The following is a 20,739-nucleotide window of genomic DNA, read 5'->3' as shown; positions in this document are numbered from 1 at the left end:
CCTACTCGCTCCCTTTCTCCACACCACCGTCCGGCCCGGCGAACCGGGTCCCGTCATTATCGTCGTTTTGCGATTCGCGGGGTGTGTTCTGGCTTTCCGTGTCCCGCGATTCCTCGGCTGGTTCGCCGCCGGATTCCTGCGTGGCGCGGCCGACGGCCACCGCGGCCTTGCGCAGCACGCGCTCACCGGCGGTGAACGCCTCCGTCAGCACCTCGGCCACCGTGCCGTCCGCTCCGGCCTCGACCGCTACGGTGCGCACCGGACGGTGCAGTGCGGCGTCGTAGGGGTCGCCGGGCCGCACGCCGGCGCGCTCGGCGCCGGCCCGGCCGAGCACCTCGGCCACCTCGTCGGCGGCGGCGGCCAGCAGCGGCCCGGCCAGCTCGGCGGCCGGCGGATCGGCCCCCTGCCAGCGCGCGGACTCGCGGGACAGCGTGTCGTGCAGGCGGAACAGCCCCGCGCGCACCGGCGCCAGCGCCTCCTGCAGGAGCCCGTGCCGCAGCTGCTGGTTCTCGCCGTGCAGCCGGTCGATGACCTGCTCCCGGTGTGCCGCGCGCTCGTGCTCGCGCCGCGCCGTCTCGGTGAGCGCCGCGACCTGGCGGACGAGCTCCTCGATGCGGCCGGTGAGCTCCTTGACCGTGTCGTACGGCTCGGCGGCGGCCGGCGCGGCGTCCTCGTCAGGGCCGGTGTCACGGCCGGAGGGGGGTGCGCCACCGGACGGAGGGTCCTGCGGCTCTTTGCCGGAAGGGGGCATCTATCTCCTCGTTCGGAAATCCCGAATCGCTGCCGCCTGCAACTCTAGCCACCGGGACCGCCGCCCGGTAGTGAGGAAGTTGTCGTTTATCTCATGTTATGTCGGATTTGTTGGATCCATTTCGAACACCGTGCCGGGACCGAGATATCCGAGGTGACGCACCGTCCCGGCCCCGGACCCGCCTCTCCCTCTGCCATCCATCCGTACCAGACGTCACAAATGCCGATAAAAGGGAAAACATGTCTTCCTGGTGCGGTCACCGGAGAATTCCCCTCTGAATATCGGTCTCCGGCCGACCCGGCGGTCTCCGGCCGACCCGGCGGTCTCCGGCCGACCCGGCGGTCTCCGGCCGACCCGGCGGTCTCCGGCCGACCCGGCGGTCTCCGGCCGACGCGGTGGCCATGGGCCGACTCAGTGGCCTTCGGCCGGCCCGGTGGCACCTGCACCCCGCTGGTCCGACAAGCCGGACATACCGCATTATCGTCCTATGCATCATCGTGTCCTGGTCGTGGAGCACGAGGCCGACGCCGGTCTCGGATTCTTCGAGGGCTGGCTGGCCGCGGCCGGCGTGACCTGCGACGTCGTGCGGCCCTACCTCGGGGAGGACGTCCCGGCGGCACCGGGGGACGGGCTGATCGTGCTCGGCGGGGCCGCGTCCGCGTGGGACGACGCGGGGTACCCCTGGCAGCCCGCCACCCGCGCGCTGCTGCGCACCGCCGTGGAGACCTCGGTGCCGGTGCTCGGCATCTGCCTCGGCGCGCAGTTGCTGACCATGGCCTGCGGCGGCGTGGTCGAACGCGGCACGCCGGGCCTGGAGGTCGGGCTGCGCACCGTCACCATGCTCCCCGCCGCCACGCGGGACCCCCTGTTCGGCGTGCTGCCGCCGGCCCCCCGCGCCGTGCAGTACCACTCCGACGCCATGACCGTCCTGCCGCCAGGCGCCGTCCCCATGGTCACCGGCGCGCCGTACCCTGCGCAGGGGTACCGGCTCGGCGACCTCGCCTGGGCCGTGCAGTTCCACCCCGAGGCCACCCCCGCGATCTTCACCTCGTGGCTGGCCGACCCGGCGCCGCTCACCGCCGCCGGGTACGACCCCGCCGCGCTCGACGCCGCGGTGCGCGCCGCCGCGGAGGAACTGGCGGCCACCTGGCGGCCGTTCGCCGAGGCCTTCGCCGCCGTGGTGACCCGTGCGCGACCCCGGTCACAGCCGCTCGCACCCCTGTCCATTCCCTGTGACCACGCGATTACGGCGCGAAACCACTAACGACGAGTGCGTGAGGCACCGACTACGTTGAGCTTGTGAACGCCGAGTCCCGTATGCAGACGACGGCCGGGCGTCTCGCCCGGCTGGGGTTCGCCGACGGCGCGCACACCGAGCGTCTCCTTGACGGTCTCGGGCCAGAAGCCGTCGGCGACCTCGACCTGCTCGCAGATCTCCTGGGAGCCGCCGACCCCGACCTGGCGCTCGTCTCGCTCAGCCGCCTCGCCGAGCGGGACCAGAGCGTCCTCGGCGCCATGCGCGCCGACCCCGGCCTGCGCCGGCGCCTTCTGTCGGTGTTCGGCCTGTCGGCGGCCCTCGGGGACCACGTCGTGCGGCACCCCGGCCACTGGCGGCTGCTGGAGGGGGAGCAGGCCAGGCAGCGGTCCCCGTACCGCGACCTGCGCGCCGAACTGCTGGAGGCCGTGGGGGCCGGCCCCGCCGACCCCGTGCCGTGCGCGTCGGACGCCGGCACCGACGTGCTGTGCGCGCTGCGCGTCGCCTACCGCGGCCGGTTGCTCCAGCTCGCCGCGCGCGACATCACCGGCCTCGCCATGCTCGGCGAGGTCACCTCCGAGCTGTCCGACCTCGCCTCCGCCGCACTGGAGGCCGCGCTCGCCGTCGCGCGGGCCGAGATTCCCGAGAGCGCCGACGTGCGTCTCGCCGTCATCGGCATGGGCAAGTGCGGCGCGCGTGAGCTCAACTACATCAGCGACGTCGACGTGGTCTTCGTGGCGGAGCCGCGGGACGGCGTGGACGAGACCAAGGCGCTCCAGGCCGCCACCAAGCTCGCGCAGGGCATGATGCGCGCCTGCTCCATCAGCACCCCCGAAGGCACACTGTGGGAGGTCGACGCGGCGCTACGGCCCGAAGGCAAGGCCGGGCCGCTGGTGCGCACCCTCGCGAGCCACCTCACGTACTACCGCCGCTGGGCCAAGACCTGGGAGTTCCAGGCCCTGCTGAAGGCGAGGCCCGTCGCCGGCGACCTGGAGCTCGGCGGCGAGTACGTCAACGCGGTGAACGAGATGGTGTGGCAGGCCTCCACCCGCGACAACTTCGTCGAGGACGTCCAGGCGATGCGCCGCCGCGTCGAGGCCCACGTGCGGGCCGGCGAGGTCGACCGGCAGATCAAACTCGGCCCCGGCGGCCTGCGCGACATCGAGTTCGCCGTACAGCTCCTGCAGCTCGTGCACGGCCGCGCCGACGCGCTGCTGCGCCGCCGCGCGACGCTGCCGGCCCTCGCGGCGCTGTCCCGCGGCGGGTACGTCGCCAGGGACGACGCCAAGACGCTCGCCGAGGCGTACACGTTCCTGCGCCGCGTGGAGCACCTGCTGCAACTGCACCGGCTGCGCCGCACCGCCGTCGTCCCCGAGGACGTGACCGACCTGCGCCGCATCGGCCGCGGCCTCGGCATGGTCGTCGACCCGGTGGGGGAGTTCACCACCCGCTGGCGCAGGCACGCCATGGAGGCCAGGCGCCTGCACGAGAAACTGTTCTACCGGCCGCTGCTCCAGGCTGTCGCGCGCCTCCCCGGAGAAGAGGCACGCCTGTCCACCGGCGCCGCGACGGCTCGGCTGTCGGCACTCGGGTTCGCCGACCCCCAAGGCGCGCTGCGTCACATCGCCGCGCTCACCAGCGGCGTGTCGCGCCGCGCCGCCATCCAGCGCACCCTGCTGCCGGTCATGCTCGGCTGGTTCGCCGACACCCCCGACCCCGACGCGGGACTGCTCGGGTTCCGCCAGGTCAGCGACAAGCTCGGCGCCACACCGTGGTACCTGCGGCTGCTGCGCGACGAGACCGCCGTCGCCGACCGCATGGCGCGGCTCCTCGGCACCAGCCGGTACGTCACCGGGCTGCTGCTGCACGCACCCGAGGCCGTCGCCATGCTCGGCTCCGACGGCGAGCTCCAGGCCCGGCCGAAGAAGGCGCTCGCCGCCGAGGCCGCCGCCGCCGTGCAGCGGCACGAGGCGGACGCCGAGACCGCGGTGGTCTCGGTGCGCACCCTGCGGCGCCGCGAGCTGTTCCGCACCGCGGTCGCCGGGCTGGTCGGCCGGATCGACATCGAGGAGATCGGCCAGGCGCTGTCGGAGCTCAACGACGTCACCCTGCAGTCCGCGCTGGACGCCGCGATCCACAAGGTCACCCTGGAGCGGCGCGGCGGCCTGCCGACACGGTTCGCGGTGATCGCGATGGGACGGCTCGGCGGGTACGAGGCGTCGTACGGCAGCGACGCCGACGTCATGTTCGTGCACTCGCCGCTGGAAGGCTCCGACGAGAAGGACGCCGCCGGCGCCGCGCACGCCGTCGCCAACGAGATGCGGCGCCTGCTCGCCATGCCGGCCACCGACCCGCCGCTGCTCGTCGACCCCGACCTGCGGCCCGAGGGCCGCCAGGGGCCGCTGGTGCGCACGCTGGCGTCGTACGCCGCCTACTACCGGCGGTGGTCCTCGCCGTGGGAGTCGCAGGCCCTGCTGCGCGCCAGGTTCTCCGCCGGGGACGAGCGGCTCGGCGAGGAGTTCATGGAGATGATCGAGCCGCTGCGGTACCCGCCGGACGGCATCTCCGGCACGGCGGTGCGCGAGATCCGGCGGCTCAAGGCCCGCATGGAGGCCGAGCGGCTGCCGCGCGGGGCCGACCCGCTGCTGCACACCAAGCTCGGCCGCGGCGGGTTGTCGGACGTCGAGTGGATGGCGCAGCTCATCCAGCTCCAGCACGCCTGCGAGATCCCCGAGCTGCGCACCACCCGCACGCTGGAAGCCCTGCGTGCCGCCGTGGGGGCCGGGCTGCTCGCCTGCACCGACGAGGAAGTGGTGGCCGACGCCTGGCGGTTCGCCGCGCAGATCCGCGACGCCATCATGCTGGTGCGCGGCCGGGCCGGGGACAGCATCCCCGCCGACCTGCGCGAACGCATGCTCATCGCGCGTGCGCTCGGCTACCCGCCTGACGGCTCCGAGGACTTCGTGGACGACTATCTGCGCACCACCCGTCGCGCTCGCGTGGTGGTCGAAAGGGTCTTCTACGGCGCATGACCCCCGGCACGGCCGGCGTCGCCGTTCCCTGTGGCGGCGGCACGACCGGGGGGAGTGCGCTGGGGTGAGCCCCCGGCGGCCGGGTCCGGGTCCGGCCGCCGGGCTCCCCGAAAGGCCCCGGGACGGTTACCGTTGATGGGTTCTGTCCGGCGTACCGGGGGAGTGGCCGTGCCGTTGTCGGATTACCTCGCCAGTCTGCGCGCACGGATCGGCAGCGACCTGCTGATGCTGCCGTCGGTCACCGCGTGCGTCTTCGACGACGAGGGCCGCATGCTCGTCGCGCGCCACACCGAGATGAGCAACCTGTGGTGTCCCCCCGGCGGCATCGTCGAGCCCGACGAGGCACCCGGCGAGGCGCTGGTCCGCGAGCTGCGTGAGGAGCTCGGCCTCGGTGTGCGGCTGCACGGGCTGATCGGCGCGTACGGCGGCCCGACGTTCCGCACGACCTACCTCAACGGCGACCAGGTGGCGTACGTCATCTCCGTGTACGGCTGCACCGTGGCGGACGGCCACGCCGAGCCGGACGGCGTGGAGCTCGCCGAGGTGCGCTGGGTCCACCCCGCCGAGGCCGCCGCGCTTCCCATGCCGCCGTGGACGTCGGTGGTCGTCCCCGACGGCTTCGCCTGGCGCGACGCCGCGCTCCCCGCACCGGCGCTCTGACGGCGGGCCGCACGCTCACGGGCCGGCGGTTCCGTGTACGGTCCGGCGCTCGCGCTCACGGGACCGACGCTGTCGCTCACACGGGCCGGTAGTTCGTCGCGCGCGGGCTGACAACCGCAGGCGGTCCGGCGACGTCTGCTGTGTGGCCCCGGCCGCCTGTGGCAGGGGTCCTCGTCCTTATGCGCCTACCAAGGTGGTCCGTCAGTGAACTCGGTCTACGTCGACCTCGCCATCGGGCTGGTCATCGCGTTCTTACTTTTCTCGCTGCTGGTCAGCGGCATCAACGAAGGGCTGGTGCGGATACTCGGCATCCGTAGCAAGTTCCTGTGGGCCTACCTGCGGGACACGCTCGACGGAGCGGACGGCAAACGGTCCTGGATCCCGAGCACCGTCAGGGAGGTGTTCGCGCGCCTGCCGTTCGGCCACAGGGACGCCAGGCCGAAGTTCGACCCGATGCCCCCGCCGGCGCACAGCACCGCCACCACCTGGTCGGGTCGGCTGTACGAGCGGCTGCGTGAGATCGACCACAGCTCCGCGGGACGCACCAGCATCTCGTTCGTGCCTCCTGGCCGGTTCGCGGTCGCGATGATGGAGATGACCGCCGCCGAGGGCGGCGTGCCGGCCATGCTGGAGCGGCTCAAGCAGGACGGCAGCCCCCTGTACGGGCCGCTGAAAGGCGTGTGGGACTCCGCCAAGGACGACGTGGACACGTTCCGCAAAGGCGTCGAGGCGTGGTTCGACGGCGAGATGCAGCGCCTCACCGTGCTGTACCGCAAGTATGTGCGCTGGGTCATCGCGGCACTCGGGCTGGTGCTGACCCTGTTCTTCAGCATGGACTCCCTGGAGTACGGCAAGGCCATCCTCAGTGACAACGCCGTGCGCGCTCAGGTGGCGGCCACCGCGGACGGCGGCGCGGCGGCCCTCGCCGGCCTGCGCGCCAAGTGTCCCGAGCACCCCGCCGACCCGTACGCCTGCGTGACCGAGATCCTGGCGGAACCGGCGTTCGTGAAGATCGTCGGCAGTGCGCCGGTATCGGTGGTCATTCCCGACAACGGCAACCCGCGGTGGATCTGGAACGGCGGCGAGTGGCTGAGCCGCCTCGTCTCACCCGGCCACTGGCCCGGGTTCCTCATCACCTTCGTCGCGCTGCTGTTCGGCGGGCCGTTCTGGTGGGACATCCTGCGCCGTCTCACCGGGATCAAGATCCGTCCCACCGAGACCACACCTTGACCGTCGCGCACCCTCGGTAATCAACCGCCGGGATATGTCGGCCCTGTCCGGCAATGGCGGAGAATGTGAAACCCGGGGGAGTGCTTGGTCTGCATAGGACACGTTCCGGGTGGAACCCCCAGGTCGGCCGGGTAGAAGTGACGTATCGCATTCCTCGGTCGGGTTGGGGGGACCATGGGTCGCTTCAGAGGTCGTCATATCGGCGCACTGTCACTCGGAGTGATCGCCCTGGCCGGCTGCGGAGGCGGAGACGGCAAGATCGCCGCGCGGCCGGCCGCCGGCGGGGGCCCCGCCAAGGCCGTCTCGGCCCAGGAGGCACGCAAGGCGGCCGTCGCGACCGCCGCCAAGGCCAAGGCCAACGAGCTCGGCCAGATCCCCGTGATCATGTACCACCGCATCGTCGCCAAACCCGCCGGCGGCGACGACCGCACCCCCGCGCAGCTCCGCACCGAGCTCGAACGGCTCGCCAAGGAGGGCTACGTCCCCATCACCGCGCGCGAGTACACCACCGGCCGCATCGGCATCCCCGCCGGCAAACATCCCGTGGTGCTGACCTTCGACGACTCCTCGCCGTCCCAGCTCACCCTGGACGGCTCCGGCGTCCCCAAGGCCGACACCGCCGTCGGCATCCTCATGGACGTCGCACGCAAGAACCCCGGCTTCCGGCCCGTCGCCACGTTCTACGTCATCAAGGACATGTTCGGCACCTTCGGCCACGAGGCGCAGGCCCAGGTGCTCGGCTGGCTCAAGGACAACGGCTTCGACATCGGCAACCACACCCGCGACCACCTCAACCTGCGGGGCCCCGGCAAGGACCAGGTCGAAGGCCAGATCGCCGCCGGCCAGAAACTCATCACCGACCTCATCAAGGACGTCCCCGCCACCCTGGCCCTCCCGTACGGCAACCAGCCGACCACCAAGACGTGGGCCATGCACGGCGGGTCCGCCGGCGTCCACTACGACTACTCCGGCGTCTTCCTCGCCGGCTACACCCCCGCCGCCTCGCCGTTCAGCAAGGACTTCGACCCCCTCGGCATCCCGAGGATCCGCGCCATGGACAAGGTCGGCGACTGCGCGCGCTTCTGCTCCACCGCCTGGCTCGACTGGCTCAAGGCCCACCCCGAGGACCGCTACACCTCCGACGGCGACATCCGCACCGTGGCCTTCCCCAAGTTCAAGAACCCCTACGTGGCGACCCGCTACGCCAAGTACACCTTGCCGTACTGACCCGCCACCGTCGGCCCCACCGGCCCGCCACCGGCGCACCAGGCCGGCACCGGCGCCGCCGTCAGTGCTGGCCGAGCGCCATCAGCACGAACAACCCCACGAAGTGCCCTACCACCACGAACACGATCAGGAAGATGAACACGAACTTCGCCGGCCCGTGCTCGAAGTGCTTGCCTTCCTCCAACGGCGGCAGCTGAGCCCTGCGCTCCGCCAGTCGCTCCTCAAGAGGCTTGCGTCCGAACACCCGTACCCCGCCCTTCCCGCGACGGCCTGCGTCCCCTGCCGGTCCTGAAGCCAGACCCCATGCTAGGCGACCCGCGCACAGCCCTCCGAACCGGATCACACCTCGACCGCGACCTCATGATGCGTGACCCGCTCGTCCCACCGGCTCAGCACCTGCCGCGCCGCGTCCTCCACGACCGCTCGCTCGACATCGTCCCCCGCGAAGCCCCGCACATCGTCCATCCCGTCGAAGAACACGATCGACGTGAACAGCACCTCGTCCCCGTCGATCCGCCGGAGCAGCCGCGCACCGCGAAACCCCGCCACGTGCCGTAGGTGCCTCGTCACCTCATCCTCGTAATGCCGCTGGTAGTCATCGGCCGTCCCCATCGCGGCCCACCCTCGCCACACCCGCGCGATCACGTCCCCACCCGCTCCTTCCGGAAGACACAGGAGGCTGGCGGTCGCGCGCGAGAAGCGGCGGCAGACGGCCCCACATGTGCAGACGCTCTGATGGATCAGACGTCGTAGTTCTGATTCCGCATGCTCGCTGCCTGCAAGGATTCGCTCTGAACCGCGAGCGACCTGCGATTGTACTTCTGTTCGTTGTTATCGCTTGCCAGCGCTTTCCGGTGCTATGTGCCCCCAAAGTGTCCCGGCCCGACTGTCCTTCGCGAACCCCCTGAGGGCCGATGTCGGCTCCATGAAACCCTGATCCCGTTTCCGGCATGCAGGGGGGAGGCTCCGCGTCAGGACGGGGCGAGGACGCAGAACTCGTGGCCCTCCGGGTCGGCCAGGCACGTCCACGGGACGTCGCCCTGGCCGAGGTCGAGGTCGGTGGCGCCGAGGGCCCGCAGCCGGGCCACCTCCGCCGCTTGATCGTCACTGGGGTACGGCAGCAGGTCAAGATGGATGCGGTCCGGCACGGTCTTCACGTCGGGCGTGCGGAGGAACTCGAGATACGGGCCGACACCCTTGGCGGAGCGCAACACCGCGTGATCGTCGGTCACCTCGTGCAGGGTCCAGTCGATCGCCTCGTCCCAGAACCGGGCCATGGCCCGCGGATCGGCGCAGTCGACGACCACCGCGGCGATCGGCCCGGTGCCCCGGTAGATCTCCCGAGGCTCCAGCACGCAGAACTCGTTGCCCTCGCGGTCGGCGAGGACCGTCCACGGCACTTTGCTCTGGCCCACGTGGGCGGGCGTCGCACCGAGAACCTGGAGGCGCGCGACCAACTCCGCCTGATGGGCCGCAGAGGTGGTGGAGAGATCGAGGTGCACACGGTTCTTCGTTGTCGTCTTGGGTTCCGGGACGGGAACGACGTCGATGCCGACGGTGACCGGGTCCGGCCAAACGAAGCCGCCGACGGGTCCAACGTAGGTGGTCACGCCGGATCCCCCGCTGAAAGCACTCCAGCCGAGCGACTCCGCCCAGAACCGGCCGACCGCAAAGTGATCAAGAGCCTTTATGTTCACCTGAACAGGTCGCAGTGCCATGCCGCCGATTCTGACATCCTCGCTCCCGCACGTTTCCCCCTGTCCTGATCTCTCGTCTGCTGGGCTCTGTCTGGGTCGATGGCAGGCGAGCGCTCAGGACCTCTACCTCAGCGGTTTCCATGCCCTTCGGCATCACTTCGTGAGCGTGTGGCTGGCGGACGGCGTCGATGTGCGCAGCCTCGCCGAATTCCTCGGTCATCATGACCCCGGGTTCACGCTCCGGACGTATACCCACCTGATGCCGTCCGGAGGGGAGCGCATGCGAAAGGCCATCGACCGTGCCTTCAGTGCGGCGCCGGCCGATGGCCTTCCTGTGGACGCGAGTGCCTTCCTGTGCCCTGAGCGGGAACTGTTCGGCTTCCCGGCCAGGTCAACGGTTCAGCGGATCACACGTCGTAGTACAGCTCGAACTCGTGCGGGTGCGGACGCAGGCGGATCGGGTCGATCTCGAACTCGCGCTTGTAGGAGATCCAGGTCTCGATGAGGTCCGGCGTGAAGACGCCGCCTTCGAGGAGGAACTCGTGGTCGGCCTCGAGCGCGTTGAGCACCTCGGGGAGGGAGCCGGGGACCTGCGGGACCTGGCCGGCCTCCTCGGGGGGAAGCTCGTAGAGGTCCTTGTCGACCGGCTGCGGGGGCTCGATCTTGTTGCGGATGCCGTCGAGGCCCGCCATGAGCTGCGCGGAGAACGCGAAGTACGGGTTGCACGACGGGTCGGGCACCCGGAACTCGATGCGCTTGGCCTTCGGGTTGGACCCGGTGATCGGGATGCGGATGCAGGCCGAGCGGTTGCGCTGGGAGTAGACCAGGTTCACCGGGGCCTCGTAGCCCGGCACCAGGCGGTGGTAGGAGTTCACCGTCGGGTTGGTGAAGGCGAGGATGGCCGGCGCGTGCTTGAGCAGTCCGCCGATGTAGTGCCGCGCCATGTCCGACAGGCCCGCGTAGCCGACCTCGTCGTAGAACAGCGGCTCGCCGTCCTTCCACAGGGACTGGTGGCAGTGCATGCCGGAGCCGTTGTCACCGAAGATCGGCTTCGGCATGAACGTGACGGTGCGACCGGCGTGGACCGCGGTGTTCTTGATGATGTACTTGTACAGCATCAGGTTGTCGGCGGTCTTGAGCAGCGTGCCGAACCGGAAGTCGATCTCGGCCTGACCGGCCGTGCCGACCTCGTGGTGCTGCATCTCGGTCTCGATGCCGGCCTCGATCAGCTTGCGGACCATCTCCGAACGCAGGTCGGTGAAGTGGTCCATCGGCGGCACCGGGAAGTAGCCGCCCTTGTACCGCGGCTTGTACCCGAGGTTGCCACCCTCCTGGGCCTTGCCGGTGTTCCAGGCACCCTCGATCGAGTCGATGTGGTAGAAGCTCTCGCTCTGGCTGCTGGCGAAACGCACATCGTCGAAGATGTAGAACTCGGCCTCGGGGCCGAAGAACACGGTGTCCGCGATCCCGGTGCCCTTGAGGTAGTCCTCGGCCTTGCGGGCGACGTTGCGCGGGTCGCGACTGTAGGCCTCACCCGTCAGCGGGTCGTGGACGAAGAAGTTGATGATGAGGGTCTTGTGGTCGCGGAACGGATCCAGCACGGCCGTCGACGGGTCGGGCAGCAGCAGCATGTCCGACTCATGAATGGCCTGGAAACCACGGATCGACGAGCCGTCGAACATCAGACCGTCGGTGAATACGCTGGCGCCGAAGTTCTCGGTGGGGAAAGTGAAGTGGTGCGTCGTGCCCGGCAGGTCGGTAAACCTGACGTCGACGAACTGCACCCCTTCGTCCCTGATGAACTTCAGGACGTCGTCGGCGGAGCTGAACATCCAACCTCCCAGGGGCACGAACTTGCAGACTCGAACGTAGGCCTGTGCCGTTTCGGTCCCATGTCTCGTTTGTTTCGCGGACGTTAACCAGACGGGGGGAGGGTTACAGGACGCACCAAGGTACCTAGACGGTATCTTACCTGCATGAACAGGCAGCCGAGATGGACTCAGACCTGGCTCGGCGGCGTCCGTGCCGCAGGCGCCGACCTGGGTCGTCCAGGTGAACGACTCGGCCTCCCCGCCACGGGCCCCGGCTCGGTCTCCGGCTTCGCACGCCGCATAGGCGCCGTCATCATCGACTGGCTCATCTGCACATGGGCCATCGGCCGCGGCATTCTCGGCGCCGACCCCAGCCGTTCCCCGTGGATCGGCCTTCTCGTTTTCGCTCTGGAATACATCATTCTCGCCGGCACCACCGGCACAACTCTCGGCATGCTCCTCTTCCGCATCAAAATCATCACCGTTACCGGCCACCGGCCTTCCCTGAAATCCATCCTCATAAGAACCCTCCTCCTCTGCCTCGCCATCCCCGCCCTCATCTGGGACCGAGACAACCGAGGCCTCCACGACCGCGCCGCCGGCACCGTGGTCGTCCTCAAATAACCTCCGTCCGTCCGGCCACCCCCCGATTCCTTTCCCGCAGCCGTTGCCGCGGGGTCGATCGGCGCCGGGACGGCGGGATGTGGTGCGGTGAAGCCGGCGCCGGATGGCGGGGGTCAGCCGGGGAGACGTTCGCAGGTGAAGATGGCCGTGCCGGGGAGGTGGTGGCCTCGCAGGGGGCTCCAGCCGCCCCAGGTGCGGGTGTGGCCGGGGGGCCATTCCGGTTCGGTCACGGCGGTCAGGGTCAGGCCGGAGGTGACGATGGCGGAGACCCAGTCGGCGATCGTGCGGTGGTGTTCGACGTACGTGGGGACGCCGATTTCGTCCTCCTCGACGTAGGGGGAGCGGTCGAAGTAGGAGCGGTCGGCGGTGAGACCGTGTTCGCCGGGGTCGTCGGGGAAGGCCCACCGGATGGGGTGACTGACCGAGAAGACGAAACGGCCGCCGAGACGGAGCACGCGGACGACCTCGGACAGCACCGATCCGGCGTCGGCGATGAACGGCAGGGCTCCGTAGGCGGAGCAGGCCAGGTCGAAGGACGCGTCGGCGAAGGGAAGCCGGCCGGCGTCGGCCTGCACGACGGGGACGTGGCAGCCGAGCGCGTCGTCGATGCGCGCCGAGTGCCGCAGCTGCCGGAACGACAGGTCGAACGCGACGACCTGAGCCCCCTCGGACGCCAGCCAGCGCGAACATTGGGCCGCGCCGGAGCCGACCTCCAGTACCCGCCTGCCGGCGACGTCGCCGAGCAGCCGCGCGTCGGCCTCGTCGAGGCCCTCAGGGCACCAGACGAAACCGGCGTCACGCAGGAAACCGCCGTGCTCGGCCTGGTACTCGTCGGCGGCGGCGTCCCACCAGCCGCGGTTGGCCCGCGCGGAAGCGTCGCCTGGCACGGTGTGCCTGGCGGGGTGGGACATCAGCGCATCTTGCCGCCGCGGGGCATGCGCGAGCCCTTCGGCATGGGACCCTTCGGCATCGGCACGGTCTGCGGCAGGGCCCGCAGGCGGTAGTTCACCTCGGACACGGCCTGCTTCTTGATCATGCGGGGGAGCTTCATGAGGTGACGCTGCAACTTGTTCAGCGGGATCTGACCCTCGCCGTCGCCGCACTGCACGTCGTACACCGGCACGTCGATCGCGACCCGCTGCACCCGCTTCTTCTCGGCCACCAGCATGCGCTGCACCCGCGACGCAGGCCCTTCCGACACCAGCACGATGCCGGGGAACCCCACCACCCGGTGCACGACATCCTGGTCACGGGTGACCGCCACCGCCGGCGTCACCTGCCAGTTGCCCCGCATGCCCTGCAGGACCGCCGCCGCGGCGCCTGGCTGGCCCGTCAGCATCGAGTACTGCGCCTTCTGCGCGAGCTGCGAGAACACCACCAGTCCCACGGTGATGGCGACCATGATCCCAAGAAGGATCAGCTGCCAGACGTACCCGGTGACCAGACCGAGCACCACGAAAAGGACCACCGTGCCGGCTGCCGACGCGTAAACGATCGGCATGCCTTTGGGGTTGGCCTTCTGGACGATCTGCGCGACCATCCGGAGCTGCTTGATGCGACCCGGACGCTCGGGGTCTGCGGGCTTGTTCGCCATGGGTAAAGGATACAAATCCCCAGCCGGGGAATGGACCGCCCACCCGCCGTACGACGGCACCGACTTCACCGTAGAACGTCCCGCCGCACCGGCGCGGAGGCGGTGATGTCAGGTGGTCCTGGCCGGTGGGGCCCCCGGCGACCGCGGGGGCCGGTCGGGGTCAGGTGGTCTGGCGGGCCTCGATGGCCTGCTTGTAGAGGCCGCCGGCGCGGTACGACGAGCGGACCAGCGGGCCGGACATCACGCCGGCGAAGCCGAGGGACTCGGCCTCGGCCTGGAAGGCGACGAACTCGTCGGGCTTGACCCAGCGGGACACCGGGTGGTGGCGCGGGGTGGGGCGCAGGTACTGGGTGATGGTGAGGAGGTCGCAGCCGGCTTCCCTCAGGTCACGCATGGCCTGCGAGATCTCCTCGGGTTCCTCGCCCATGCCGAGGATGAGGTTGGACTTGGTGACGAGGCCCGCCTCGTTCGCCATCGTGATCACCGCGAGCGAGCGGTCGTACCGGAACGCGGGCCTGATGCTCTTGAAGATGCGCGGCACCGTCTCGATGTTGTGCGCGAACACCTCGGGACGGCTGGAGAAGACCTCCTCCAGCTGGTCGCGCCTGCCGTTGAAGTCGGGGACGAGCAGCTCCACACCACAGCCGGGGACGGCGGCGTGGATGCGGCGCGCGGTCTCGGCGTACAGCCAGGCGCCGCCGTCGGGGAGGTCGTCGCGGGCCACGCCGGTGACCGTGGCGTACCGCAGGCCCATCTGCTGGACGGACTCGGCGACACGGCGCGGCTCGTCGGTGTCGTACTCGGCGGGCTTGCCGGTGTCGATCTGGCAGAAGTCGCACCGCCGCGTGCACTGGTCGCCGCCGATGAGGAACGTCGCCTCGCGGTCCTCCCAGCACTCGGAGATGTTGGGACAGCCGGCCTCCTGGCACACGGTGTGCAGGCCCTGGTCCTTGACGAGGGATCTGATCTCGTTGAAGGTCGGGCCGTTGTGCAGACGTGTCTTGATCCACGGGGGCTTGCGCTCGATGGGGGTCTGGCTGTTGCGCACCTCCAGGCGGAGGAGCTTGCGGCCTTCAGGAGCAACTGTCACGCCGTCCAGCTTACGTCCGCGCGAACGGCTGTGATGACCGGCCCTGCCGCGCGCGCACCGAGGTCAGAACCGGCCCGACAGCAGGTCCTCCTCCTGGATGTCGACCGCTTCCGCGCCGAGCGCCTCGGCGAGCCGCTTCTCGGCGAACGGCAGCACCTCGTCGACCGTGATGCGCCGGCCGGTCTCGGCCGACAGCGACGTGACGCCGGCGTCGGGGATGCCGCACGGGATGATGCGGTTGAACCAGCCGGGGTCGTTGACGCAGTTGAGCGCGAAGCCGTGCATGGTGACACCACCGGACACCCTGATGCCGATGGCGGCGAGCGCGCGGTCCGGCAGCCCGTGCGCGGGGTTTCCCGCCACCCACACGCCGCTGCGGCCCTCGACCCTGCCGGACGTCACCCCGAAGTCGGCGCTCACCTTGATCAGCGCCTCCTCCAGCAGCCGGACGTACGCCACGACGTCGAGCGCGGTGGTGAGCCGCACGACGGGATATCCGACGAGCTGTCCGGGGCCGTGCCAGGTGATCTTGCCACCGCGGTCCACGTCGATCACCGGCGTGCCGTCGGCCGGCCGCTCCTCGGGACGGGTGCGCTTGCCGGCGGTGTACACCGGTGCGTGCTCCAGCAGCAGGCAGGTGTCGGGGACGGCTCCCGCCACCCGGCGTGCGTGGACGTCGCGCTGGAGCTCCCACGCCTGCTCGTACGGGACGTCGACGCCGAGCCGGACCAGCGCCAGCCGTCCGACGCCTGTGGTGGTCCCCTGGTTCCCGCGCTCGCTCACGGGGGTCAGCCTAACGCGAGGTCACGGCGTCAGCAGGCGAGGCTCCACCCTGAACTCCTTGACGCGTCCCTCCCCGTCGCGCTCCAGGCGGTAGGCGGAGCCGGCGGGGTCGACCGTGACGGCCTGGATGAACTCGGTGCCGACGTAGTGCAGGGCGACGCCTTCGTCGGCGGCGTACCCCTCGGGCAGCTCGCCTGAGGCGATCGACTCCTGCAGCAGCGGACGTCGCTGCGGCTCGGAGTTGTAGTGGACGCCGCACGAGAACGGCAGCAGCCCGAGGCCCTCGGCCCACACCCGAAGCTCCGGCCCGAAGGAGTCGGTGTTGCCGCCGACGTGCCAGCACAACGCGCCGGCGCTCTGGCCCGACAGCACCACACCGCTGCGCCAGGCCTCCTCGAACGCCTCGTCGAGCCCGTGCAGCCGCCACAGGGCCGCGAGGTTGGCGACGCTGCCGCCGCTGACGTAGATGACGTCCTGGTCGAGGATCCACTCACGGGGATCGTCGACGTTCGGCATGGGGAAGACGCTCAGGTGGCTGACCTCGACGTCCCAGGAACGGAACGCGCCGTACATCTTCAGCAGCCACGGCGCGTCGTCACCGGTGGCGGTGGCGACCAGGCCGAGCTTCGGCCGGTCCTGGCCGGTGAGGTCGATGGCGTAACGCAGCAGCCCGGACGCCTCGATCACCCCCAGGCGGCGGGTCTGGCGGAACGAGCCGCCGCCGATGGCGAGGATGTGGGACTGACCGGACCGTCGCATGATCTCTCCTGACGCCGCATGGTGAGGCGAGAAGCCCCCCCATGGATCATCGGGCCTCCCGTTTCCGGAACGGCACACTAGAGTATGGCGGCCAGTGCCTCGTCGACGTGGGGATGCCGGAACCGGTAACCCATCTCCAGCAGACGAGCCGGCAGCACACGCTGGCCGATGAGCACTCCTTCGTCCGCCAGTGCCCCGAGTGCGGCACGCAGCACGAACGGCGGCACGGCCACCGGCAGGGTGGGACGGCCGAGCGCGCGGCCGAGCGCCTTGGTGAACTCGGCGTTGGTCACGGGGTTCGGCGCGGTCAGGTTCACCGGTCCGGCCGCGCCGGCCGCGGACCCCGCCAGCAGGAACTCCACGGCGCCGAGCCAGTCCTCCATGGTGATCCACGAGGTGTACTGCCGTCCCGAGCCGAGCGGCGCGCCGAGCCCCAGCCGGAACAGCGGGAGTTGCTTGCCGAGGAAGCCGCCGTCACGGGTGAGCACATGACCGGTGCGCAGCAGCACGACCCGCACCCCCGCCTCGGCCGCGGGGACCGTCTCGGCCTCCCAGGCCGCGGCGAGACCGGCGAGCCACAGGCCCGGGGCCTGCGGGGACGGCTCGGCCGGCGGCGCGGGTGCCGCACCCGCGGTGGCCGCGGGGGACGTGCCGGGCTCGGTGGACGGCCCCACGGGGAGCTTGGCCGACTCGTCGACGGCGCGGTCGCCGGTGTCGCCGTAGATCCCCATGGCGGAGGCGGACAGCAGCACGCGCGGCGGCCGGCCGAGACCGGCGACGGTGGTGGCGATCAGGCGCGTCGAGTCGACCCTGCTGGCCAGCAGCTCACGCCGGTAGGCGTCGGTCCACCGGCGGTCGGCGATCCCCGCACCCGCGAGATGCACCACCGCCTCGGCCCCTTCGAGCAGGCCGGGGTCGAGCACCCCCTCCCGGGGGTCCCAGAACGCCTCGTCCGCCCCCGCCGGCGGCCTGCGCACCAGTCTGACGACGGAATGTCCCCGGTCACGCAACGCGCGAACCAGGGCCGTGCCGATAAGCCCTGACGATCCCGTGACGACGACGCTCATACCGATCACCCTATGCCGGTGACGCGGCGCGGCGGCGACCGGCACGGTGTGTCGGCCCGCCGTACGGCGACGGCCGGCACGGGACGTCGCATCCCCGCGACGGCGACCGGTACGGGGTGCCGCACCCCGTACGACGACGGCCGGACCGGGAAGATCCCGGTCCGGCCGTGCGGTGGCCTGAAGAATCAGCCCAGGCCGAGCTGGCTTTCGAAGCGGCCGTCCTCAAGGCGGCGCTTGACCGTCGTGAGGAAGCGCGCGGCGTCGGCGCCGTCCACCAGGCGGTGGTCGTAGGTCAGGGCCAGGTAGACCATGGACCGGACGGCGATGACCTCGCCCTCGGGGGTGTCGAGCACCACGGGACGCTTGACGACCGAGCCGGTGCCGAGGATCGCCACCTGCGGCTGGTTGATGATCGGCGTGTCGAACAGCGCGCCGCGGCTGCCGGTGTTGGTCAGCGTGAACGTGCCGCCGGACAGCTCGTCCGGGCTCACCTTGTTGGTGCGGGTGCGCTCGGCGAGGTCGGTGATCTTACGGGCCAGGCCGGCGAGGTTGAGGTCGCCGGCGTCCTTGATCACCGCGGACGCGAGGCCGCGCTCGGCGTCGACCGCGAACGCCAGGTGCTCGTGGTCGAAGTAGGTGACCTCGTTGGTCTCGCTGTTGATCACCGCGTTGAGCTTGGGGTGCTGCTTGAGCGCCTCGACGGTGGCCAGCGCGAAGAACGGCATGAAGGTGAGCTTCACACCCTCACGGCGCTGGAAGTCCGCCTTGACCCGGTCGCGCAGCCGCGCGATCTTGGTGACGTCGGCCTCGACGACCGTGGTGAGCTGCGCCGAGGACTGCAGCGACTCCATGGTGCGCTTGGCGATGGTCTGCCGCATGCGCGACATCTTCTCGGTACGGCCGCGCAGCGTGGTGTCCGCCTGCACCGGCTCGGGAGCCGGAGCAGCCGCCTGCGGCGCGGCGGCCGGAGCCTGCGCCTGCGGAGCCGGAGCCGGGGCCGGGGCGGCCTGGGCCGCCTGTGCCTGCGCGGCGGCACGCTCGCGCTGCTGCCTGGCGGCCTCCAGCACGTCCTGCTTGCGGATGCGGCCGCCGACGCCGGTGCCCTCCAGCGAGTCGAGGTCCACGCCGTGCTCGCCGGCGAGCTTGCGCACCAGCGGCGTGACGTACGGGCTCTCACCTGTGGACTGCGCCGCCGGGGCGGGAGCCTGTGCCTGCGGGGCCGGCGCCTGCTGCTGCTGCACCTGCTGCTGAGGCTGCGGCGCGGGCTGCTGCTGCGGAGCGGGAGGCTGCGGGATCGAGGAGGCGGGAGCCTGCGCGGCCTTCGGCTGCTCGGGCTCGGGTTCCGGCTCGGGCTCGGGCTCTGCCTCCTGCTCGGCCTTGGGCTCGGCCGGTGCGGCGCCGCCGCCCTCACCGTCGATGACGGCGAGCTCGGAACCCACCTCGACCGTCTCGTCCTCCGCGACGACGATCTTGGTGAGCACTCCGCTGGACGGCGAGGGGATCTCGGTGTCGACCTTGTCGGTGGAGACCTCGAGCAACGGCTCGTCGGTCTCGACCTGGTCGCCTTCCTTCTTCAGCCAGCGGGTGACGGTGCCCTCGGTCACGCTCTCGCCGAGCTGGGGCATGGTTACGGAAACCGGCATGATAGTTCTCTCGCGCTTCCTTGTGAGGGCTTCAGTTGTGGACGTGCAGCGGCTTGCCGGCCAGCGCGAGCATCGCCTCGCCGACGGCTTCGGACTGGGTCGGGTGAGCGTGGATGAGCTGGGCCACCTCGGTCGGCAGCGCCTCCCAGTTGTAGATCAGCTGGCCCTCGGTGACGAGCTCGCCCATGCGCTTGCCCACCATGTGGACCCCCAAAACCGGGCCGTCCTTCTGAGCGACGATCTTGACGGCCCCCTGCGTGCCGATGATCTGGCTCTTGGGGTTGCCGCCGAGGTCGTACACCAGCTCGACGACGTCGTGACCGCGCTCCCGCGCGACGGCCGAGGTGATGCCCACGGAGGCGACCTCGGGGTCGGAGTAGGTGATGCGGGGCACCCCGTCGTAGTCGATCGGCATGGGGTTGAGGCCCGCGATGTGCTCGGCCACCAGGATGCCTTCGGCGAACCCGGCGTGCGCGAGCTGCAGCGTGGGGATCAGGTCGCCGACGGCGTACACCCCCGGCACACTGGTCTGGCAGTACTGGTCCACCACGACGGTGCCCCGCTCGATGGCGACCCCCGCCTCCTCGTAGCCGAACCCGGAGTGCACGGCGCCGCGGCCGACGGCGACGAGCAGCAGCTCGGCGTCGAGGGTCTTGCCACCCTGGAGGGTCACGACGACCCCGGTGTCGGTGGTCTTGACCCCCTCGAACCGGGTGCCGAGCTCGTACTTGATGCCGCGCCGGCGGAACGCGCGCTCCAGCAGCTTGGAGCTGGACTCCTCTTCCAGAGGTAGCAAGTGAGGCAGGGCCTCGACGATCGTGACCTCGGCGCCGAAGGACTTCCAGACGGAGGCGAACTCGACCCCGATGACACCGCCGCCGAGCACCACCACCGAGGACGGCACGCGATCGAGCTTCAGCGCGTGGTCGCTCGTGATGATCCGCTCGCCGTCGATGTCCAGACCCGGCAGCGACCGCGGCGCCGACCCCGTTGCGAGCACGACGTTGCGGCCCTCGACGGCCTGACCGCCGACCGTCACGCGGTTCGGCCCGGCCAGCCGGCCCTCACCCTCGAAGATCGTGACGTTCCTGCTCTTCAGCAGGCCCTGCACACCCTTCCAGGCGCGGTTGACGATCTTGTCCTTGAAGGCGTGGACGCCGGAGATCTCGATGCCCTCGAAACGCGCCTTGACGCCGACGGTCGCGGCCTCACGCGTCTCGTCGGCCACCTCCGCGGCGTGCAGCAGCGCCTTGGTGGGGATGCACCCGCGGTGCAGGCACGTGCCGCCGATCTTGTCGCGCTCGATCAGCGCGACGCTCTTGCCTAGCTCGGCCGCCCTCAGCGCACACGCGTAGCCACCGCTACCGCCGCCCAGGACCACGATGTCGAAGGGGGCGCTGCCATCAGCCACTGGAAAGCTCCTTGTCGGATCGGTGGGCTCTGACGGCCGGGTGCTGCCCGTGGTCGCTCCCGCCACGCTCCCGGCCCGCCCAACAGCATCTTTTCACTTGTCCCG

The 20,739-nt window shown here is 70.6% G+C and carries 20 protein-coding genes; 7 read left to right on the top strand and 13 right to left on the bottom strand.

Annotated elements, in window-relative coordinates; genetic code table 11:
* Position 1: 1 nt before the first annotated feature.
* Positions 2-751: a nucleotide exchange factor GrpE gene (gene grpE / locus BJ992_RS20595; protein ID WP_184983453.1), complete on the bottom strand. Its 750-nt coding sequence runs from the start codon at positions 749-751 to the stop codon at positions 2-4.
* Positions 752-1,238: 487 nt separating this feature from the next.
* Between grpE and BJ992_RS20590 the strand changes: the two genes are divergently transcribed.
* The 5 genes from BJ992_RS20590 (at position 1,239) to BJ992_RS20570 (ending at position 8,155) form a co-directional block, all read left to right on the top strand.
* Entirely contained in the window at positions 1,239-2,015 is a 777-nt protein-coding gene (locus BJ992_RS20590; RefSeq protein WP_184983451.1) for a type 1 glutamine amidotransferase, read from the top strand.
* Positions 2,016-2,068: 53 nt separating this feature from the next.
* Positions 2,069-5,038: a bifunctional [glutamine synthetase] adenylyltransferase/[glutamine synthetase]-adenylyl-L-tyrosine phosphorylase gene (locus BJ992_RS20585; protein WP_184988604.1), complete on the top strand. Its 2,970-nt coding sequence runs from the start codon at positions 2,069-2,071 to the stop codon at positions 5,036-5,038.
* A 168-nt stretch (positions 5,039-5,206) separates the two neighbouring features.
* On the top strand, positions 5,207-5,698 hold the full coding sequence (locus BJ992_RS20580; protein WP_184983449.1) for an NUDIX domain-containing protein: 492 nt from the start codon (positions 5,207-5,209) through the stop codon (positions 5,696-5,698).
* A gap of 204 nt (positions 5,699-5,902) precedes the next feature.
* Positions 5,903-6,928: a hypothetical protein gene (locus BJ992_RS20575; protein ID WP_184983447.1), complete on the top strand. Its 1,026-nt coding sequence runs from the start codon at positions 5,903-5,905 to the stop codon at positions 6,926-6,928.
* 219 nt (positions 6,929-7,147) lie between these two features.
* Positions 7,148-8,155: a polysaccharide deacetylase family protein gene (locus BJ992_RS20570; protein WP_343072780.1), complete on the top strand. Its 1,008-nt coding sequence runs from the start codon at positions 7,148-7,150 to the stop codon at positions 8,153-8,155.
* Between the two features lie 61 nt (positions 8,156-8,216).
* Here BJ992_RS20570 and BJ992_RS20565 read toward each other — a convergent pair whose 3' ends face one another.
* The 3 genes from BJ992_RS20565 to BJ992_RS20555 form a co-directional block, all read right to left on the bottom strand.
* Positions 8,217-8,399, bottom strand: coding sequence for a hypothetical protein (locus BJ992_RS20565; protein ID WP_184983436.1), 183 nt, complete (start codon positions 8,397-8,399; stop codon positions 8,217-8,219).
* 95 nt (positions 8,400-8,494) lie between these two features.
* Positions 8,495-8,800, bottom strand: coding sequence for an antibiotic biosynthesis monooxygenase family protein (locus BJ992_RS20560; RefSeq protein ID WP_184983434.1), 306 nt, complete (start codon positions 8,798-8,800; stop codon positions 8,495-8,497).
* A gap of 326 nt (positions 8,801-9,126) precedes the next feature.
* The gene (locus BJ992_RS20555; protein ID WP_184983432.1) at positions 9,127-9,873 is read right to left on the bottom strand and encodes a VOC family protein; all 747 of its coding nucleotides are present in this window, start codon (positions 9,871-9,873) and stop codon (positions 9,127-9,129) included.
* On the opposite strand from BJ992_RS20555, the gene BJ992_RS20550 reads away from it, so the two are divergent.
* Positions 9,872-10,357, top strand: a complete 486-nt coding sequence (locus BJ992_RS20550) for a tyrosine-type recombinase/integrase (RefSeq protein WP_184983430.1) — start codon at positions 9,872-9,874, stop codon at positions 10,355-10,357. The two genes, BJ992_RS20555 and BJ992_RS20550, sit on opposite strands and share 2 nt — an antisense overlap.
* Here the strand turns inward: BJ992_RS20550 and glnA are convergent.
* Positions 10,260-11,684 carry a type I glutamate--ammonia ligase gene (gene glnA, locus BJ992_RS20545; RefSeq protein ID WP_184983428.1) on the bottom strand — a complete coding sequence of 475 codons (1,425 nt, stop codon included), beginning with the start codon at positions 11,682-11,684 and terminating at the stop codon, positions 10,260-10,262. The two genes, BJ992_RS20550 and glnA, sit on opposite strands and share 98 nt — an antisense overlap.
* Positions 11,685-11,828: 144 nt before the next feature.
* Here glnA and BJ992_RS20540 point away from each other — a divergent pair, with 144 nt between their 5' ends.
* The gene (locus BJ992_RS20540) at positions 11,829-12,287 is read left to right on the top strand and encodes an RDD family protein (RefSeq protein WP_184983426.1); all 459 of its coding nucleotides are present in this window, start codon (positions 11,829-11,831) and stop codon (positions 12,285-12,287) included.
* A 113-nt stretch (positions 12,288-12,400) separates the two neighbouring features.
* Here the strand turns inward: BJ992_RS20540 and BJ992_RS20535 are convergent, their stop codons facing one another.
* The 8 genes from BJ992_RS20535 to lpdA all read right to left on the bottom strand — a co-directional run bounded on the left by BJ992_RS20535 (position 12,401) and on the right by lpdA (position 20,634).
* Positions 12,401-13,198 carry a class I SAM-dependent methyltransferase gene (locus BJ992_RS20535; RefSeq protein WP_184983424.1) on the bottom strand — a complete coding sequence of 266 codons (798 nt, stop codon included), beginning with the start codon at positions 13,196-13,198 and terminating at the stop codon, positions 12,401-12,403.
* Complete coding sequence (locus BJ992_RS20530; RefSeq protein WP_184983422.1) at positions 13,198-13,881, bottom strand: DUF4191 domain-containing protein; 684 nt, start codon at positions 13,879-13,881, stop codon at positions 13,198-13,200. The genes BJ992_RS20535 and BJ992_RS20530 overlap by 1 nt, the downstream gene beginning before the upstream one ends.
* Positions 13,882-14,041: 160 nt before the next feature.
* Positions 14,042-14,971 carry a lipoyl synthase gene (gene lipA / locus BJ992_RS20525; RefSeq protein ID WP_184983420.1) on the bottom strand — a complete coding sequence of 310 codons (930 nt, stop codon included), beginning with the start codon at positions 14,969-14,971 and terminating at the stop codon, positions 14,042-14,044.
* A gap of 63 nt (positions 14,972-15,034) precedes the next feature.
* Entirely contained in the window at positions 15,035-15,754 is a 720-nt protein-coding gene (gene lipB, locus BJ992_RS20520) for a lipoyl(octanoyl) transferase LipB (protein WP_425503687.1), read from the bottom strand.
* Between the two features lie 21 nt (positions 15,755-15,775).
* Positions 15,776-16,513 (bottom strand): Type 1 glutamine amidotransferase-like domain-containing protein, encoded by a 738-nt coding sequence (locus BJ992_RS20515; protein ID WP_184983418.1) that lies wholly within the window; start codon positions 16,511-16,513, stop codon positions 15,776-15,778.
* A gap of 77 nt (positions 16,514-16,590) precedes the next feature.
* On the bottom strand, positions 16,591-17,580 hold the full coding sequence (locus tag BJ992_RS20510) for an epimerase (protein ID WP_184983416.1): 990 nt from the start codon (positions 17,578-17,580) through the stop codon (positions 16,591-16,593).
* A 185-nt stretch (positions 17,581-17,765) separates the two neighbouring features.
* The gene (sucB, locus tag BJ992_RS20505; protein WP_184983414.1) at positions 17,766-19,223 is read right to left on the bottom strand and encodes a 2-oxoglutarate dehydrogenase, E2 component, dihydrolipoamide succinyltransferase; all 1,458 of its coding nucleotides are present in this window, start codon (positions 19,221-19,223) and stop codon (positions 17,766-17,768) included.
* 31 nt (positions 19,224-19,254) lie between these two features.
* Positions 19,255-20,634: a dihydrolipoyl dehydrogenase gene (gene lpdA / locus BJ992_RS20500; RefSeq protein WP_184983412.1), complete on the bottom strand. Its 1,380-nt coding sequence runs from the start codon at positions 20,632-20,634 to the stop codon at positions 19,255-19,257.
* Between the last annotated feature and the right edge of the window lie 105 nt (positions 20,635-20,739).

This window comes from Sphaerisporangium rubeum (assembly GCF_014207705.1).
Classification (GTDB): Bacteria; Actinomycetota; Actinomycetes; order Streptosporangiales; family Streptosporangiaceae; genus Sphaerisporangium; species Sphaerisporangium rubeum.
This window is presented reverse-complemented; position numbering and strand designations above follow the sequence as displayed.

Excerpts from the sequence above, each read along its gene's own strand:
- BJ992_RS20510 (WP_184983416.1), bottom strand. The coding sequence starts at position 17,580 with ATGAGCGTCGTCGTCACGGGATCGTCAGGGCTTATCGGCACGGCCCTG.
- BJ992_RS20535 (WP_184983424.1), bottom strand. The coding sequence starts at position 13,198 with ATGTCCCACCCCGCCAGGCACACCGTGCCAGGCGACGCTTCCGCGCGG.
- glnA (WP_184983428.1), bottom strand. The coding sequence starts at position 11,684 with ATGTTCAGCTCCGCCGACGACGTCCTGAAGTTCATCAGGGACGAAGGG.
- BJ992_RS20550 (WP_184983430.1), top strand. The coding sequence starts at position 9,872 with ATGCCGCCGATTCTGACATCCTCGCTCCCGCACGTTTCCCCCTGTCCT.
- BJ992_RS20585 (WP_184988604.1), top strand. The coding sequence starts at position 2,069 with ATGCAGACGACGGCCGGGCGTCTCGCCCGGCTGGGGTTCGCCGACGGC.
- BJ992_RS20590 (WP_184983451.1), top strand. The coding sequence starts at position 1,239 with ATGCATCATCGTGTCCTGGTCGTGGAGCACGAGGCCGACGCCGGTCTC.
- BJ992_RS20530 (WP_184983422.1), bottom strand. The coding sequence starts at position 13,881 with ATGGCGAACAAGCCCGCAGACCCCGAGCGTCCGGGTCGCATCAAGCAG.
- grpE (WP_184983453.1), bottom strand. The coding sequence starts at position 751 with ATGCCCCCTTCCGGCAAAGAGCCGCAGGACCCTCCGTCCGGTGGCGCA.
- BJ992_RS20515 (WP_184983418.1), bottom strand. The coding sequence starts at position 16,513 with ATGCGACGGTCCGGTCAGTCCCACATCCTCGCCATCGGCGGCGGCTCG.
- sucB (WP_184983414.1), bottom strand. The coding sequence starts at position 19,223 with ATGCCGGTTTCCGTAACCATGCCCCAGCTCGGCGAGAGCGTGACCGAG.
- BJ992_RS20540 (WP_184983426.1), top strand. The coding sequence starts at position 11,829 with ATGAACAGGCAGCCGAGATGGACTCAGACCTGGCTCGGCGGCGTCCGT.
- BJ992_RS20555 (WP_184983432.1), bottom strand. The coding sequence starts at position 9,873 with ATGGCACTGCGACCTGTTCAGGTGAACATAAAGGCTCTTGATCACTTT.